Annotated in this window: 16 protein-coding genes; all 16 read left to right on the forward strand. The window is 43.5% G+C overall.

What is annotated here, in order from left to right:
* The first annotated feature begins 41 nt into the window (after positions 1–41).
* On the forward strand, positions 42–1,454 hold the full coding sequence (gene tilS, locus HC660_RS00405; protein WP_168746764.1) for a tRNA lysidine(34) synthetase TilS: 1,413 nt from the start codon (positions 42–44) through the stop codon (positions 1,452–1,454).
* Between the two features lie 2 nt (positions 1,455–1,456).
* Positions 1,457–1,999, forward strand: coding sequence for a hypoxanthine phosphoribosyltransferase (gene hpt, locus HC660_RS00410; RefSeq protein ID WP_010332716.1), 543 nt, complete (start codon positions 1,457–1,459; stop codon positions 1,997–1,999).
* Between the two features lie 97 nt (positions 2,000–2,096).
* Positions 2,097–4,010 (forward strand): ATP-dependent zinc metalloprotease FtsH, encoded by a 1,914-nt coding sequence (gene ftsH / locus HC660_RS00415; RefSeq protein WP_010332717.1) that lies wholly within the window; start codon positions 2,097–2,099, stop codon positions 4,008–4,010.
* Between the two features lie 187 nt (positions 4,011–4,197).
* Entirely contained in the window at positions 4,198–4,974 is a 777-nt protein-coding gene (locus tag HC660_RS00420; protein WP_010332718.1) for a type III pantothenate kinase, read from the forward strand.
* A gap of 11 nt (positions 4,975–4,985) precedes the next feature.
* Complete coding sequence (hslO, locus tag HC660_RS00425; RefSeq protein ID WP_010332719.1) at positions 4,986–5,861, forward strand: redox-regulated molecular chaperone HslO; 876 nt, start codon at positions 4,986–4,988, stop codon at positions 5,859–5,861.
* 48 nt (positions 5,862–5,909) lie between these two features.
* Entirely contained in the window at positions 5,910–6,803 is an 894-nt protein-coding gene (locus HC660_RS00430) for a peptidyl-prolyl cis-trans isomerase (RefSeq protein ID WP_168746765.1), read from the forward strand.
* 75 nt (positions 6,804–6,878) lie between these two features.
* On the forward strand, positions 6,879–7,805 hold the full coding sequence (cysK, locus tag HC660_RS00435) for a cysteine synthase A (protein ID WP_168746766.1): 927 nt from the start codon (positions 6,879–6,881) through the stop codon (positions 7,803–7,805).
* A gap of 162 nt (positions 7,806–7,967) precedes the next feature.
* The gene (locus HC660_RS00440; protein WP_168746767.1) at positions 7,968–9,377 is read left to right on the forward strand and encodes an anthranilate synthase component I family protein; all 1,410 of its coding nucleotides are present in this window, start codon (positions 7,968–7,970) and stop codon (positions 9,375–9,377) included.
* A gap of 13 nt (positions 9,378–9,390) precedes the next feature.
* On the forward strand, positions 9,391–9,975 hold the full coding sequence (pabA, locus tag HC660_RS00445; RefSeq protein ID WP_168746768.1) for an aminodeoxychorismate/anthranilate synthase component II: 585 nt from the start codon (positions 9,391–9,393) through the stop codon (positions 9,973–9,975).
* The gene (pabC, locus tag HC660_RS00450; protein ID WP_168749335.1) at positions 9,975–10,823 is read left to right on the forward strand and encodes an aminodeoxychorismate lyase; all 849 of its coding nucleotides are present in this window, start codon (positions 9,975–9,977) and stop codon (positions 10,821–10,823) included. Before pabA ends, pabC begins: the two co-directional genes overlap by 1 nt.
* Positions 10,824–10,837: 14 nt before the next feature.
* Positions 10,838–11,695: a dihydropteroate synthase gene (folP, locus tag HC660_RS00455; protein ID WP_168746769.1), complete on the forward strand. Its 858-nt coding sequence runs from the start codon at positions 10,838–10,840 to the stop codon at positions 11,693–11,695.
* Positions 11,688–12,050, forward strand: coding sequence for a dihydroneopterin aldolase (gene folB, locus HC660_RS00460; RefSeq protein ID WP_010332726.1), 363 nt, complete (start codon positions 11,688–11,690; stop codon positions 12,048–12,050). Before folP ends, folB begins: the two co-directional genes overlap by 8 nt.
* The gene (folK, locus tag HC660_RS00465) at positions 12,047–12,550 is read left to right on the forward strand and encodes a 2-amino-4-hydroxy-6-hydroxymethyldihydropteridine diphosphokinase (protein ID WP_168746770.1); all 504 of its coding nucleotides are present in this window, start codon (positions 12,047–12,049) and stop codon (positions 12,548–12,550) included. The genes folB and folK overlap by 4 nt, the downstream gene beginning before the upstream one ends.
* Positions 12,502–12,720: a helix-turn-helix domain-containing protein gene (locus HC660_RS00470; protein ID WP_010332728.1), complete on the forward strand. Its 219-nt coding sequence runs from the start codon at positions 12,502–12,504 to the stop codon at positions 12,718–12,720. The genes folK and HC660_RS00470 overlap by 49 nt, the downstream gene beginning before the upstream one ends.
* Positions 12,721–12,733: 13 nt before the next feature.
* Positions 12,734–13,735 carry a tRNA dihydrouridine synthase DusB gene (gene dusB, locus HC660_RS00475; RefSeq protein WP_010332729.1) on the forward strand — a complete coding sequence of 334 codons (1,002 nt, stop codon included), beginning with the start codon at positions 12,734–12,736 and terminating at the stop codon, positions 13,733–13,735.
* Positions 13,736–13,826: 91 nt separating this feature from the next.
* A complete protein-coding gene (lysS, locus tag HC660_RS00480; RefSeq protein WP_010332730.1) occupies positions 13,827–15,326 on the forward strand; it encodes a lysine--tRNA ligase in 1,500 nt (499 codons plus the stop codon).
* The last annotated feature ends 231 nt before the right edge of the window (positions 15,327–15,557 follow it).

Below are 15,557 nucleotides of genomic sequence, written 5' to 3' on the forward strand. Positions count from 1 at the left end.
TGAATATCTTTAAAATACCTGCTCATTGTGAGGAGGACATTGTGAACAGTGTCAAAGATTTTTTTATCAAACACAATCTTACGTTAAAAGGGGCGACAATTATTGTAGGCGTTTCCGGCGGTCCGGATTCGATGGCTCTCCTTCACGTGCTTCATGCGTTATACGGCCGTTCAGCCAATGTGATTGCAGCTCATGTTGACCACCGGTTCAGAGGGGCGCAATCTGAGGAAGACATGCGTTTTGTCCAAGCGTATTGTGAGGCTGAACAGATCAAATGTGAAACGGCTCAAATCAATGTAACTGCGTATGCTGAGAAAAACGGTCTCAATAAGCAGGCAGCTGCCCGTGATTGCCGATATCAGTTTTTAAAGGAAGTGATGTCCAAGCATCAAGCGGATTATCTTGCACTTGCTCATCATGGAGATGATCAGGTTGAAACAATGCTTATGAGACTGGCCAAAGGCACACTCGGAGCTGGACTAGCCGGCATGCAGCCGGTAAGGCGGTTTGAAACGGGACGGATTATCAGACCATTTCTAGCCATTACAAAAGAAGAGATCCTTCATTATTGCCATGAAAACGCTTTGAGCTACCGGACGGACGAAAGCAACGCCAAAGATGATTACACTAGAAACAGATTCAGAAAAGCAGTGCTCCCTTTTTTGAAACAAGAATCACCGGATGTGCATAAAAGGTTTCAGAAAGTAAGCGAAGCACTGACTGAAGATGAGCAATTCTTACAGTCATTAACGAAAGAAGAAATGAATAAAGTAATCACAAGCCAGTCTAAAATATCAGTTGAAATCAATTCCTCTCAATTGCTTGCCCTCCCGATGCCTTTACAAAGAAGAGGAGTTCAACTAATATTAAACTATCTTTATGAAAACGTTCCATCATCCTTTTCAGCTCATCATATTCAGCAGTTCTTGAATTGGGCGGATAAGGGCGGTCCTTCAGGTGTACTGGACTTTCCGAAAGGACTGAAGGTGGTCAAATCATATCAGACATGTTTGTTTACATTTGAACAATGGCAGTGCAATAATGTTCCCTTTGAATATCAAATAAGCGGAGCTGCCGATGAGACGGCATTGCTTCCAAACGGATTTCTGATAGAGGCAAAGCGTAACGCGGAATCTCTTGAAGGACACGGGAATTCAGTTTTTATTACAAGTCAAGATAAGGTGAGATTTCCCTTAACGATCCGGACAAGAAAAGCCGGCGATCGGATAAAACTAAAAGGGATGAACGGCTCGAAAAAGGTAAAGGATATATTTATTGATAAAAAATTGCCTCTGCAAGAAAGAGACAACTGGCCGGTTGTGACGGATGCAAGCGGTGAAATTATCTGGATACCGGGCTTGAAAAAATCCATTTTTGAAGATCTTGTGATTCCAAACAGTGACCGCATTGTATTACAATATAGACAGCATGAAAAGTGTAGGGGGCAAGCATAATCATGATGAAACATGATATTGAAACAGTTCTGATCTCAGAGGAAGAGATACAAGAGAAAGTAAAAGAGTTAGGTGCAGACTTAACAAGCGAGTATCAAGATAAATTTCCGTTGGCAATTGGTGTATTAAAAGGAGCTCTTCCTTTTATGGCGGATCTTCTGAAACATATTGATACATATTTGGAAATGGATTTCATGGATGTATCAAGCTACGGAAATTCCACGGTTTCATCTGGAGAAGTAAAAATCATTAAAGATTTGGATACATCTGTAGAGGGCCGGGACATCTTAATTATTGAAGATATTATCGACAGTGGGTTAACCTTAAGTTATCTAGTAGAGCTCTTCCGATACCGTAAAGCAAAATCAATTAAGATTGTTACCCTTTTGGATAAACCAAGCGGAAGAAAAGCGGACATTAAAGCAGACTTCGTCGGCTTTAAAGTTCCAGACGCGTTTGTAGTGGGTTACGGACTTGATTATGCTGAGCGCTATCGCAATCTGCCTTATATCGGAGTGTTAAAACCGGCAGTTTATGAAAGCTGATCGGCAGCCTGCTTCCGAGATGGTTATTGGTTGTATTGGAATGATTTTCTATGGTACTATTGAACATAGTTGTGCTTACTGTGGGAGGAGGTAAGGAATGAATCGGGTCTTCCGTAATACCATTTTTTATTTACTTATTTTATTAGTAGTAATCGGGGTTGTGAGCTACTTCCAGACCTCAAATCCGAAAACAGAAAATATGTCGTACAGCACGTTCATCAAAAACCTGGATGACGGGAAAGTTGATAGCGTGTCGGTTCAGCCTGTCAGAGGTGTTTATGAGGTAAAAGGACAGCTGAAAAATTACGACAAGGATCAATACTTTTTGACTCATGTTCCTGAAGGAAAGGGAGCAGACCAGATCTTTAATGCTTTAAAAAAGACAGATGTAAAGGTTGATCCCGCTCAAGAAACAAGCGGATGGGTGACGTTCCTGACGACCATCATTCCATTTGTCATTATCTTTATTCTGTTCTTCTTCCTGCTCAATCAAGCTCAAGGCGGCGGCAGCCGTGTCATGAACTTTGGTAAGAGTAAGGCGAAGCTATATACAGAGGAAAAGAAACGCGTCAAATTTAAAGACGTTGCAGGGGCAGACGAGGAGAAACAAGAACTCGTGGAAGTTGTTGAATTTCTAAAAGATCCCCGCAAGTTTGCCGAGCTTGGCGCAAGAATTCCTAAAGGTGTGCTTTTAGTCGGACCTCCGGGTACCGGTAAAACACTTCTTGCAAGAGCATCAGCCGGTGAAGCCGGTGTGCCATTCTTCAGCATCAGCGGATCTGATTTCGTTGAAATGTTTGTAGGTGTCGGTGCTTCCCGTGTGCGTGACTTGTTCGAAAACGCGAAAAAGAATGCGCCTTGTTTGATCTTCATTGATGAGATTGACGCAGTCGGACGCCAGCGTGGAGCGGGTCTCGGCGGCGGACACGATGAACGTGAACAGACGCTCAACCAATTGCTTGTTGAAATGGACGGATTCAGTGCCAATGAAGGAATTATCATCATTGCCGCAACGAACCGTGCGGACATCTTGGACCCAGCCTTACTCCGTCCGGGACGTTTTGACCGTCAAATCACAGTAGACCGCCCAGATGTAATCGGACGTGAAGCTGTATTGAAAGTCCATGCGCGAAACAAACCGCTGGATGAAACGGTAAACCTGAAATCGATTGCCATGAGAACACCTGGTTTCTCAGGCGCTGACTTAGAAAACCTATTGAATGAAGCTGCTCTTGTGGCGGCTCGTCAAAATAAGAAAAAAATCGATGCTCGCGACATTGATGAAGCTACGGACCGGGTTATTGCCGGACCAGCTAAGAAAAGCCGCGTCATTTCGAAGAAAGAACGCAATATCGTGGCATATCATGAAGGCGGACACACCGTTATCGGACTCGTTTTAGATGAGGCTGATATGGTTCATAAAGTAACGATTGTTCCTCGGGGTCAGGCTGGCGGTTATGCAGTTATGCTTCCAAGAGAAGACCGTTACTTCCAGACAAAGCCGGAGCTGCTTGATAAAATTGTCGGTCTCTTGGGTGGACGTGTTGCTGAAGAAATTATCTTTGGCGAAGTCAGCACAGGAGCACACAATGACTTCCAGCGTGCGACGAATATTGCAAGACGAATGGTTACAGAATTCGGTATGTCAGAGAAACTGGGACCGCTCCAATTTGGACAGTCTCAGGGTGGCCAGGTATTCCTAGGCCGTGATTTCAACAACGAACAAAACTACAGTGATCAAATTGCCTACGAAATTGATCAGGAAATTCAGCGCATTATCAAAGAGTGTTACGAGCGTGCGAAAACAATCCTGACAGAAAATCGTGACAAGCTTGAATTGATTGCTCAGACGCTTCTGGAAGTTGAAACACTGGATGCCGAACAAATCAAACACCTTGTCGATCACGGAACATTGCCTGAGCGTAAGTTCTCAGATGATGAGAAGAACGATGATGTCAAAGTAAACATTCTGTCAAAAACAGAAGAAAAGAAAGACGATACAAAAGAGTAACGCTTTCTGATAAAAACTGCCGGCTGACGCTGGCAGTTTTTTTATGTGAATCAGCCTCTGCTGCCGTCTTTTCAATCAGCCAATCATGGTATCGATTTGTTTACAAATGAGCCGCCGATCGTGTATTGTATTGTAGAATGTTTGTAAAAGTAATGATAGAGAAACTATTCAAAAGTGGTGATAGAGGTTGTTACTTGTTATTGATGTGGGGAACACCAATACTGTACTTGGTGTATATCATGATGGTGAATTAGAATATCACTGGCGTATAGAAACAAGCAGGCATAAAACAGAAGATGAGTTTGGGATGGTTCTGCGCTCTTTATTTGATCACTCCGGTCTCATGTTTGAACAAATAGAAGGCATTATCATTTCTTCAGTTGTGCCGCCAATCATGTTTTCGTTAGAGAGAATGTGCACAAAATACTTTCATATCGAACCGCAAATTGTCGGTCCTGGTATGAAAACCGGTTTAAATATAAAGTACGACAATCCGAAAGAAGTCGGAGCTGACAGAATCGTTAATGCTGTTGCGGCAATCCACTTATACGGCAATCCTTTGATTGTTGTTGATTTTGGTACAGCCACAACGTACTGTTATATCGATGAAAACAAACAATATATGGGCGGAGCGATTGCGCCAGGAATTACAATTTCGACAGAGGCGCTGTACTCGCGTGCGGCAAAGCTTCCGCGTATTGAAATCGCCCGTCCTGACAATATTATCGGAAAAAGCACTGTAAGCGCGATGCAATCAGGAATTTTATTTGGCTATGTCGGCCAAGTGGAAGGAATCGTAAAACGAATGAAATGGCAGGCAAAGCAAGAACCGAAAGTCATTGCGACAGGCGGCCTTGCGCCATTAATCGCAAACGAATCAGATTGTATAGACATCGTTGACCCATTCTTAACCCTAAAAGGGCTGGAATTGATTTATGAACGAAACCGCGTGGGAAGTGTATAGGAGGTTTTGTAATGGATTATTTAGTAAAAGCACTGGCATATGACGGAAAAGTTCGCGCATATGCTGCAAGGACAACTGATATGGTGAATGAAGGGCAGAGACGGCATGACACATGGCCGACAGCATCCGCTGCACTGGGCCGTACAATGACAGCTTCACTCATGCTTGGTTCTATGCTGAAAGGTGATGATAAGCTGACAGTGAAAGTGGAAGGCGGCGGGCCAATCGGCGCGATTGTTGCTGATGCGAATGCTAAAGGGGAAGTCAGGGCATATGTCTCAAACCCGCATGTTCATTTTGACTTGAATGAACACGGCAAGCTGGATGTCAGACGCGCTGTCGGAACAGATGGAACATTAAGTGTTGTAAAAGATTTAGGCCTGCGCGAATTCTTCACAGGACAAGTAGAAATTGTTTCCGGAGAACTGGGAGAAGATTTCACGTACTATCTTGTATCATCGGAGCAGGTTCCTTCATCTGTAGGTGTCGGCGTGCTTGTTAACCCAGACAATACCATTTTGGCGGCAGGAGGTTTTATTCTTCAGCTTCTTCCGGGAACAGATGATGAAACCATCACAAAAATTGAACAGCGTCTATCTGTAGTAGAACCTATTTCTAAACTGATTCAAAAAGGGCTTACACCGGAAGAAATTTTGGAAGAAGTCTTAGGAGAAAAGCCTGAGATTCTGGAGAACATGCCTGTTAAATTCCATTGCCCTTGTTCAAAAGAGCGTTTTGAAACAGCCGTTTTAGGACTAGGCAAAAAAGAAATTCAAGATATGATAGAAGAAGATGGACAAGCCGAAGCAGTATGCCATTTTTGTAATGAAAAGTACTTATTTACAAAAGAAGAGCTGGAAGAGCTTCGAGACCAAACGACCCGCTAAGCTCTTTAGCGGGTTTTTTGAATTTAAGAAAAGGGGCTGACAGTAAATTTGAAATCAAGAACAATCTGGACAATCATTTGGGGCGCGCTGCTGATATGCTGTATCGCGGTAGCATACACACTGACGAAATCTCAAGCCAGTGCTTCCCCGTCCAACGAGTCCATTGCTACTATTGGAGGCAAAAGCGTCACAAGAGAAGAATGGCTGAAGGAAATGGAAGATGAATACGGCAAATCAACACTTGAAGATATGATCAATGTCCGCGTGGTTGAGCAGCTTGCCAAAAAGAACGATCTCAAAGTGTCTAAGAACGAAATTGATCGGGAATTTCTGCTGATTAAGGCGGTAAACAATTCATTTTACGAAGACGAGCATACAACTGAAAAAGAGTGGAAAGACCAAATTCGCTATAATATACTTCTTGAAGAATTATTAACAAGGGATATTGATATTTCAAAAACAGAAATGAAATCATTTTATAATCAAAATAAAGAGCTGTATCAGTTTGATGATTCGTATCGTATTCGGCATATTGTTGTAAAGGATGAAGAGGAAGCCAGACAAGTTTTAAAAGAGCTTGAAGGCGGCTCAAGCTTTGAAGCTGTTGCGGCGGAACGATCCACAGACAGATATACCTCACCTTACGGCGGAGATTTAGGGTTTGTCACTGAAGCATCAGACAACATTCCGTCATCATACATTGAAGAAGCAAAGACACTAAAACAAGATGAATGGTCAGACGAACCGATCAAGGTAAACAACGGCTATGCGATAATTCAACTGAAAGAAAAGTTAAATGCGAGAACGTTCTCATACGAAGAAGTGAAGAATCAAATTAAACGGCAGATCGCAATGGATCAGTTAGGTGATAAAGCCACTGTAAAATCGCTTTGGAAAGAAGCTGACGTGTCTTGGTTCTATGGGGAAAAAAGAACTAAATGATTGACAAAAAATTTTGAAATTGATAGATTATATACATAATACCAATACAAATAGTCGGAAATTGAGGTGTCGAGAATGGTACGTGTAGCAAACTCCATTACTGAATTAATTGGGAATACGCCAATCGTTAAATTAAATCGCCTTGTTGATGAAAACAGTGCGGATGTATATTTGAAGCTTGAATACATGAACCCTGGAAGCAGTGTAAAAGACCGTATCGGTTTAGCGATGATTGAAGCCGCTGAAAAAGAAGGGAAATTAAAAGCTGGCGATACAATCATTGAACCGACAAGCGGAAATACAGGAATTGGGCTGGCAATGGTTGCTGCAGCTAAAGGTTTAAAAGCGATTTTGGTTATGCCTGACACAATGAGCATGGAGCGCCGCAACCTTCTTCGCGCATATGGTGCTGAGCTTGTGCTGACGCCGGGTGCGGAAGGCATGAAAGGTGCCATTAAGAAAGCGGAAGAGCTTGCAGAAAAACACGGATACTTCGTGCCGCAGCAGTTTAACAATCCATCGAACCCTGAAATCCATCGCCAAACAACAGGTAAAGAAATTGTTGAGCAATTCGGTGATGACCAGCTTGATGCATTTGTAGCCGGAATTGGAACAGGCGGAACGATTACAGGAGCGGGTGAAGTCCTGAAGGAAGCATATCCTTCCGTTAAAATCTACGCTGTTGAACCGTCAGATTCCCCAGTGCTTTCAGGAGGAAAACCAGGCCCCCACAAAATTCAGGGAATCGGAGCTGGCTTTGTGCCTGACATCTTAAACACTGAAGTATACGATGAAATCTACCCTGTGAAGAATGAAGAAGCATTTGAATATGCGCGCAGAGCTGCACGTGAAGAAGGAATCCTCGGAGGCATCTCATCAGGTGCGGCCATTTATGCAGCTATTCAAGTAGCGAAAAAACTCGGAAAGGGCAAAAAAGTATTAGCTATCATTCCGAGTAACGGCGAACGTTATTTGAGTACGCCGCTGTATCAATTCGATTAAAAAATCCGACAAACTCCCGGTGCCCGGGAGTTTTTTTATTTGTGCATCAAATATGCCGTGTCCGTGACGAATCTTATTCTTGGAAGAGAAATTCACTTTTTTCACTCATGATATTGCTTTACAATAAAAAAAGCAGAATAAGAAAACAGAGGAATGATATAAATGGCACAACGCAGACCGGCAGGCAGAAAAGTACCTTTTCAAAAAGATTCATTCTTGCAACAATATGAGAAACTTTCACAATCCAGAAAACAGCACGTGCTTCTTGAAAGTGCAAGAGGCGGCAGATACAGTATAGCCGGTCTCGATCCAATTGCGACTGTAAAAGGAAAAGACGGAATTACAACCATTAAGCATGGGGATGAGATGCTGTTTGAAGAAGGTGATCCACTACGTGCCTTCCACAGCTGGTTTAAAACGCTGGAAACAGAAACAGATCACGAGCTCCCAGATTTTCAAGGCGGGGCAATCGGGTTTCTCAGCTATGATTACGCCCGCTACATTGAAAACTTCAAAATGCTCTCATTAGATGACCTGGAGACACCTGATATCTATTTTCTTGTCTTTGATGATATAGCCGTCTATGACCATGAAGAACAATCTCTTTGGCTGGTCACCCATGTGAATGACGAGAACGAATCAGCGGACGAAAAGCTGTCCCAGCTCGAACATATGTGGCTGACTGAGCTTCCCGGTGAGCCGTTACAAGAGATGACATATACAGCTGACGGTTCCTTTGCAGCGCCATTTACTGAAGAAAGCTTTTCTCAGGCTGTAGAGAAAATCAAGCAATACATTGCAAGCGGAGATGTTTTTCAAGTTAACCTATCGATCAGGCAGTCGCAGTCACTGTCTGCTCACCCGTATGAAATCTACAAAAAGCTGAGAGAAGTGAATCCTTCTCCGTATATGGCATATTTAGAAACACCGGATTTCCAAATTATTTGCGGATCTCCTGAACTTCTTGTCAGTAAAAAGGGCAAACTGTTAGAGACAAGACCGATCGCAGGCACTCGTTCCAGAGGGAAAACGGATGAGGAAGATGAAGCGCTCGCAAACGAATTGATCCATAATGAAAAAGAACGCGCTGAGCACGTCATGCTGGTTGATCTGGAACGAAATGATCTGGGCAGAGTTTCCCGTTACGGATCAGTGCGGGTTAATGAATTCATGGCAATTGAAAAATACTCCCACGTCATGCACATTGTGTCTAATGTCCAAGGTGAACTGCAGGATGGATACGACGCTGTCGATATTATTCATGCTGTATTTCCTGGAGGGACGATTACAGGTGCGCCTAAAGTAAGGACAATGGAAATTATAGAAGAACTTGAGCCGACACGCCGTGGGCTTTATACTGGATCTATAGGGTGGTTTGGGTATAATCAGGATCTTCAGTTTAATATCGTGATCCGAACCATTTATGCAACCGGAGGGCAGGCGTTTATGCAATCCGGAGCAGGAGTTGTGATTGATTCTGTCCCTAAGCATGAATACAGAGAATCATTCAAAAAAGCTTTTGCGATGCAAAAGGCGTTAGAGCTGAGCGAAGTAGAGACAAAAATTAGATGAGGTGAGCAGAGAAATGATTTTAATGATTGATAACTATGATTCTTTCACGTACAACTTAGTGCAGTATTTGGGCGAGCTTGGAGAAGAGCTGATTGTAAAACGCAATGACGATATCACAATAGAGCAAATTGAAGAGCTGTCACCGGATTTCTTAATGATTTCACCCGGACCGTGCAGTCCTGATGAAGCTGGTATCAGCCTTGAAGCAATTAAACACTTCGCAGGCAAAATCCCCGTTTTTGGGGTATGTCTCGGACATCAGTCTATCGCACAGGTGTTTGGCGGAGACGTGGTCAGAGCAGAGCGGCTGATGCACGGAAAAACCTCAGAAATCGAGCATGACGGCAAGACGATCTTTAAAGGTTTGCAAAACCCGCTTGTGGCGACACGATACCACTCACTGATCGTAAAGTCTGAAACGCTGCCAAGCTGTTTCACAGTAACGGCACAAACGAAAGAGGGAGAAATCATGGCTATACGGCACAATGATCTTCCGATAGAAGGCGTTCAATTTCATCCAGAGTCTATTATGACTTCCTTTGGAAAAGAAATGCTCAGAAATTTTATTGAAACGTACCGCAAGGAAGTCATTGCGTGATGATATATGTAAACGGCCGATTCATAGAGGAGAAAGATGCAGTTCTTTCTCCTTTTGACCATGGTTTTTTATATGGGATTGGTGTTTTTGAGACTTTCAGGCTTTATGAAGGGCGACCGTTCCTGCTTGATTGGCATTTAGAACGGCTTGAACGCGCACTTAAGGATCTGCAGATCGAGTACACTGTGACAAAACAAGAGGTTATTGAGATGCTGGACAAGCTGCTCGGGCTGAATGATATCAAAGACGGCAATGCCCGCGTCAGGCTGAACATATCAGCCGGCATCAGTGATAAAGGCTTCGCTGCTCAAACTTACGATAAGCCGACTGTCTTATGTTTTGTTAACCAGCTAAAACCAGAAAGTCTTCCTTTGCAAAAAGAAGGGAAGGTTTTGTCGATACGGAGAAACACACCGGAGGGGCCGTTCCGGTTAAAATCTCATCACTATCTAAATAATATGTATGCGAAACGGGAGATCGGAAATGATCCGCGGTTTGAAGGGATCTTTTTAACGGAGGATTGTGCTGTAGCAGAGGGCATCATTTCGAATGTCTTCTGGAGTAAAGGCAGCTGTATCTATACACCATCACTTGATACCGGAATTCTTGACGGCGTCACGAGACGTTTTGTCATGGAGAACGCTAAGAGAATAGGAATGGATGTCAAAACCGGCCGCTACCAGCTTGAAGCCCTTTTGACGGCAGATGAAGCATGGATGACCAACTCGGTTCTTGAGATCATTCCGTTCTCTCAAATAGAAGAAGTGACCTATCCGGGCAGAAACGGAGAAATAACTTCCGCTTTACAAACGCTATACCATCAAGAAATAAAGAACATGAATTCATGACAGGGAGGAAGAGAATGGCGCAGCAAACGATAGACCAAACACAAGTAATCCATACCAAACCCAGCGCATTATCATATCAAGAAAAGACGCTGGTGATGGGTATTTTAAACGTAACGCCTGACTCTTTCTCGGATGGCGGAAAATATGACAGCCTGGACAAGGCCCTGTTGCACGCGAAAGAGATGATCGATAACGGTGCGCATATTATTGATATCGGAGGCGAATCGACAAGACCCGGCGCCGAATATGTGTCCGAGGACGAAGAGATGGCCAGAGTAATTCCTGTGATTGAGCGGATTACAAAAGAGCTGGCAGTGCCGATCTCTGTAGATACGTACAAGGCTTCGGTAGCCGATGAAGCTGTTAAAGCCGGCGCTTCGATTATCAATGATATTTGGGGAGCAAAGTATGATCCGAAAATGGCGTCTGTCGCAGCTGAACACAATGTTCCAATCGTTCTCATGCATAACCGCAAAGAAAGAAACTACAACGACTTAATACCGGATATGCTGTCAGATTTAATGGAAAGTGTAAAGATTGCTGTTGAAGCAGGTGTAGAGGAGAAGAACATTATCCTCGATCCCGGTATTGGTTTTGCGAAGGACTATCACGATAATCTGGCAGCCATGAACAAGCTAGAGGTTTTCAGCGGACTTGGCTATCCGGTTCTCCTTGCAACCTCCCGAAAAAGATTTATCGGCCGTGTGCTGGATCTTCCTCCTGAGGAGCGGGCTGAGGGCACAGGTGCAACTGTGTGTCTGGGCATTCAAAAGGGCTGTGACATTGTGAGGGTCCATGATGTAAAACAAATAGCAAGAATGGCAAAAATGATGGATGCAATGCTGAACAAGGGAGGGATGCATCATGGATAAAGTCTACGTAGAAGGCATGGAGTTTTACGGCTATCACGGTGTGTTCAAAGAGGAGAACAAGCTCGGACAGCGTTTTAAAGTCGATTTAACTGCAGAATTGGATTTAAGCAAGGCGGGACAAACAGACGACCTTGAGCAAACCATTAACTATGCCGAGCTTTACCATGTATGTAAAGATATCGTCGAAGGTGAGCCTGTGAAACTGGTGGAAACACTGGCAGAACGTATTGCGGACACTGTCCTGAAGAAATTTCATCGGGTACAGCAATGTACTGTAAAAGTGATTAAGCCAGATCCGCCCATTCCCGGCCACTATAAATCAGTAGCAATAGAAATCACGAGAAAAAAATCATGAACAATATCGCTTATATTGCACTTGGATCTAATATTGGAGATAGAGAAACGTATTTACGGCGAGCGGTGGAGATGCTCCATCACCATGAGGCAGTAACAGTCACGAAAGTGTCTTCTATTTACGAAACAGACCCAGTCGGATACGAAGCCCAAGATGAATTTTTAAATATGGCAGTTGAAATCGAGACGTCGCTGAATCCGTTTCAGCTCCTTGAGCTAACTCAGCATATAGAAAATGAATTGGGCAGGACGAGAGAAGTCAGATGGGGTCCGAGGACGGCAGACCTTGACATTTTACTGTTTAATCGTGAAAATATTGAAACAGAGCAACTAATTGTTCCGCATCCGAGAATGTATGAGCGTTTATTTGTCCTTGCGCCGCTTGCGGAAATATGCAAGTGGGTTGAAAAAGAGGCAAAAAGCGCGGAAACCGACCAAGAAGGTGTAAGAGTATGGAAGCAGAAATCTGGGGTAGACGAATTCGTGCATTCAGAAAGCTGAAAGGTTATACTCAAGAAGGATTTGCAAAAGCATTAGGTATATCAGTTTCTATTCTCGGCGAAATTGAACGCGGAAACCGATTGCCGTCAGCTGCAATTATTCACAGCGCAGCAGATGTTTTAAATATAAGCGCGGACGAATTAGCGCCGCCAGAAAATAATAACAAATGAAAGGAGGGGAAAAATGTTTAAAATCGGTGATATTCAATTGAAAAATCCGGTTGTGCTGGCCCCTATGGCTGGTGTCTGCAACTCAGCATTCAGATTGACTGTAAAGGAATTCGGAGCCGGATTGGTATGCGCTGAAATGGTCAGCGACAAAGCGATCCTTTACAACAATGCCAAAACAATGGGTATGCTTTATATCGATGAACGTGAAAAACCGCTCAGCCTTCAAATCTTCGGAGGAAAAAAGGAAACCCTTGTGGAAGCGGCGAAGTTTGTAGACCAGAACACAACTGCTGATATCATTGATATTAACATGGGATGCCCGGTACCCAAGATTACAAAATGCGATGCGGGAGCGAAATGGCTTCTGGATCCTGATAAGATTTACGAAATGGTTGCTGCAGTAGTAGATGCCGTTGATAAACCAGTTACAGTGAAAATGAGAATGGGCTGGGATGAAGACCACATTTTCGCCGTGAAAAACGCACAGGCTGTTGAGCGTGCGGGCGGAAAAGCAGTTGCGCTTCATGGCCGTACAAGAGTGCAGATGTACGAAGGAACTGCAAACTGGGATATTATCAAAGAAGTAAAACAGTCTGTATCGATTCCGGTCATTGGAAACGGTGATGTCAAGACGCCGCAGGATGCTAAGCGTATGCTTGATGAAACAGGAGTGGACGGTGTCATGATCGGTCGCGCCGCACTGGGCAATCCGTGGATGATTTACCGTACAGTTCAATACCTTGAAACAGGTGAATTAAAAGAAGAGCCGCAAGTACGTGAAAAAATGGCGGTATGCAAACTGCATCTTGACCGCTTGATTAACTTAAAAGGTGAAAATGTAGCGGTAAGAGAAATGAGAAAACATGCTGCGTGGTATCTGAAAGGCGTAAGAGGCAATGCGGAGGTTCGGAATGGAATCAATCATTGCGAGACAAGAGAAGAGCTTGTACAGCTTTTAGATGCATTTACTGCTGAAGTTGAGGCAAAAGGGCTTCAAGACGCAAAAGTAGGATAATACTCACCTCTATTTGCTGCTCACTGCCAGTTTTATGCTGGCAGTTTTTCTGCTTTTTTCATGAGACAATATCTGTAATGGAGTGATAACGATGAGTCAAGAAGAGCATAATCATGAAGAATTAAACGACCAGCTGCAAGTCAGACGCGACAAAATGAATCAGATGAGAGAAAACGGTATAGATCCATTCGGCGCACGTTTTGAAAGAACTCATCAATCTGAGCAAATTATTGCGGCATATCAAAATCTAACGAAAGAAGAGTTAGAAGAAAAAGCGATTGAAGTCACAATCGCAGGCCGTATGATGACAAAGCGCGGTAAAGGAAAAGCCGGCTTCGCGCACCTTCAGGATTTAGAAGGTCAAATTCAAATCTACGTAAGAAAAGACAGTGTCGGTGACGACCAATATGAAATCTTTAAATCTTCCGACCTTGGTGACCTTATCGGCGTAACCGGAAAAGTGTTCAAAACAAATGTAGGCGAACTGTCTGTAAAAGCAACATCATTTGATTTGCTGACAAAAGCGCTTCGTCCGCTGCCGGATAAATATCATGGTTTAAAAGACGTTGAGCAGCGCTACCGTCAACGCTACCTGGATCTTATCGTAAATCCGGACAGCAAACATACGTTCATCACACGAAGCAAGATCATTCAAGCGATGAGAAGATACCTTGATGATCACGGATACTTAGAAGTAGAAACACCAACTATGCACAGCATTCCAGGGGGAGCCTCCGCGCGTCCGTTCATTACCCATCATAATGCTTTAGATATTCCGCTCTACATGCGTATTGCGATTGAACTGCATCTGAAACGCTTGATTGTCGGCGGTTTAGAAAAAGTATATGAAATCGGCCGTGTTTTCCGTAATGAAGGCGTCTCTACACGCCATAACCCAGAATTCACAATGATTGAATTATATGAAGCGTATGCTGACTATAAAGATATCATGAGCTTAACTGAAAACCTTGTCGCACATATCGCACAAGAAGTGCTTGGCACGACGACAATCCAATATGGAGAAGAGCAAATCGAACTGAAACCTGAGTGGAAAAGAATCCATATGGTTGACGCAGTCAAAGAAGCGACAGGCGTTGACTTCTGGGAAGAGGTAACTGTTGAGCAGGCCCGTGAATATGCAAAAGAGCATGGTGTAGAGATTAAAGATTCTATGACAGTGGGCCATATTATAAATGAATTCTTCGAACAAAAAATCGAGGAAACGCTTATCCAGCCGACGTTTATATATGGGCATCCAGTAGAAATTTCTCCTCTTGCTAAGAAAAATCCAGAGGACCCGCGCTTCACAGACCGTTTTGAGCTGTTTATCGTAGGCCGTGAGCATGCAAATGCATTCACAGAGCTAAATGACCCTATTGATCAAAGAGAGCGTTTTGAAGCCCAATTAAAAGAACGAGAAGAGGGTAATGATGAAGCTCATTTAATGGATGAAGACTTCGTTGAAGCACTGGAGTATGGCATGCCGCCAACAGGAGGCTTAGGCATCGGGATCGATCGCCTCGTCATGCTGCTTACGAATGCTCCTTCGATCCGAGATGTACTGTTATTCCCGCAAATGAGACAGCGCTAATGTTAAAGAGCGTCAACCTTGCTAATAGAAGGATGACGCTCTTTTATAATTCCTTTGTTTTTTCTTCAAAAAACTATTGCACTATTATTTACAAGGTGGTATATTATTATTCGTTGCCGCTAAACAAGGCGATGACAAAAAAATAACTTCAAAAAAAGTTATTGACTTCAATAAGACAAAGAGTTATAATAATAAAGTCGCTTAAACGAAGTGACAAAATGATCTTTGAAA

Origin of the sequence: Bacillus mojavensis (assembly GCF_012648005.1) — a bacterium.
GTDB lineage: Bacteria > Bacillota > Bacilli > Bacillales > Bacillaceae > Bacillus > Bacillus mojavensis.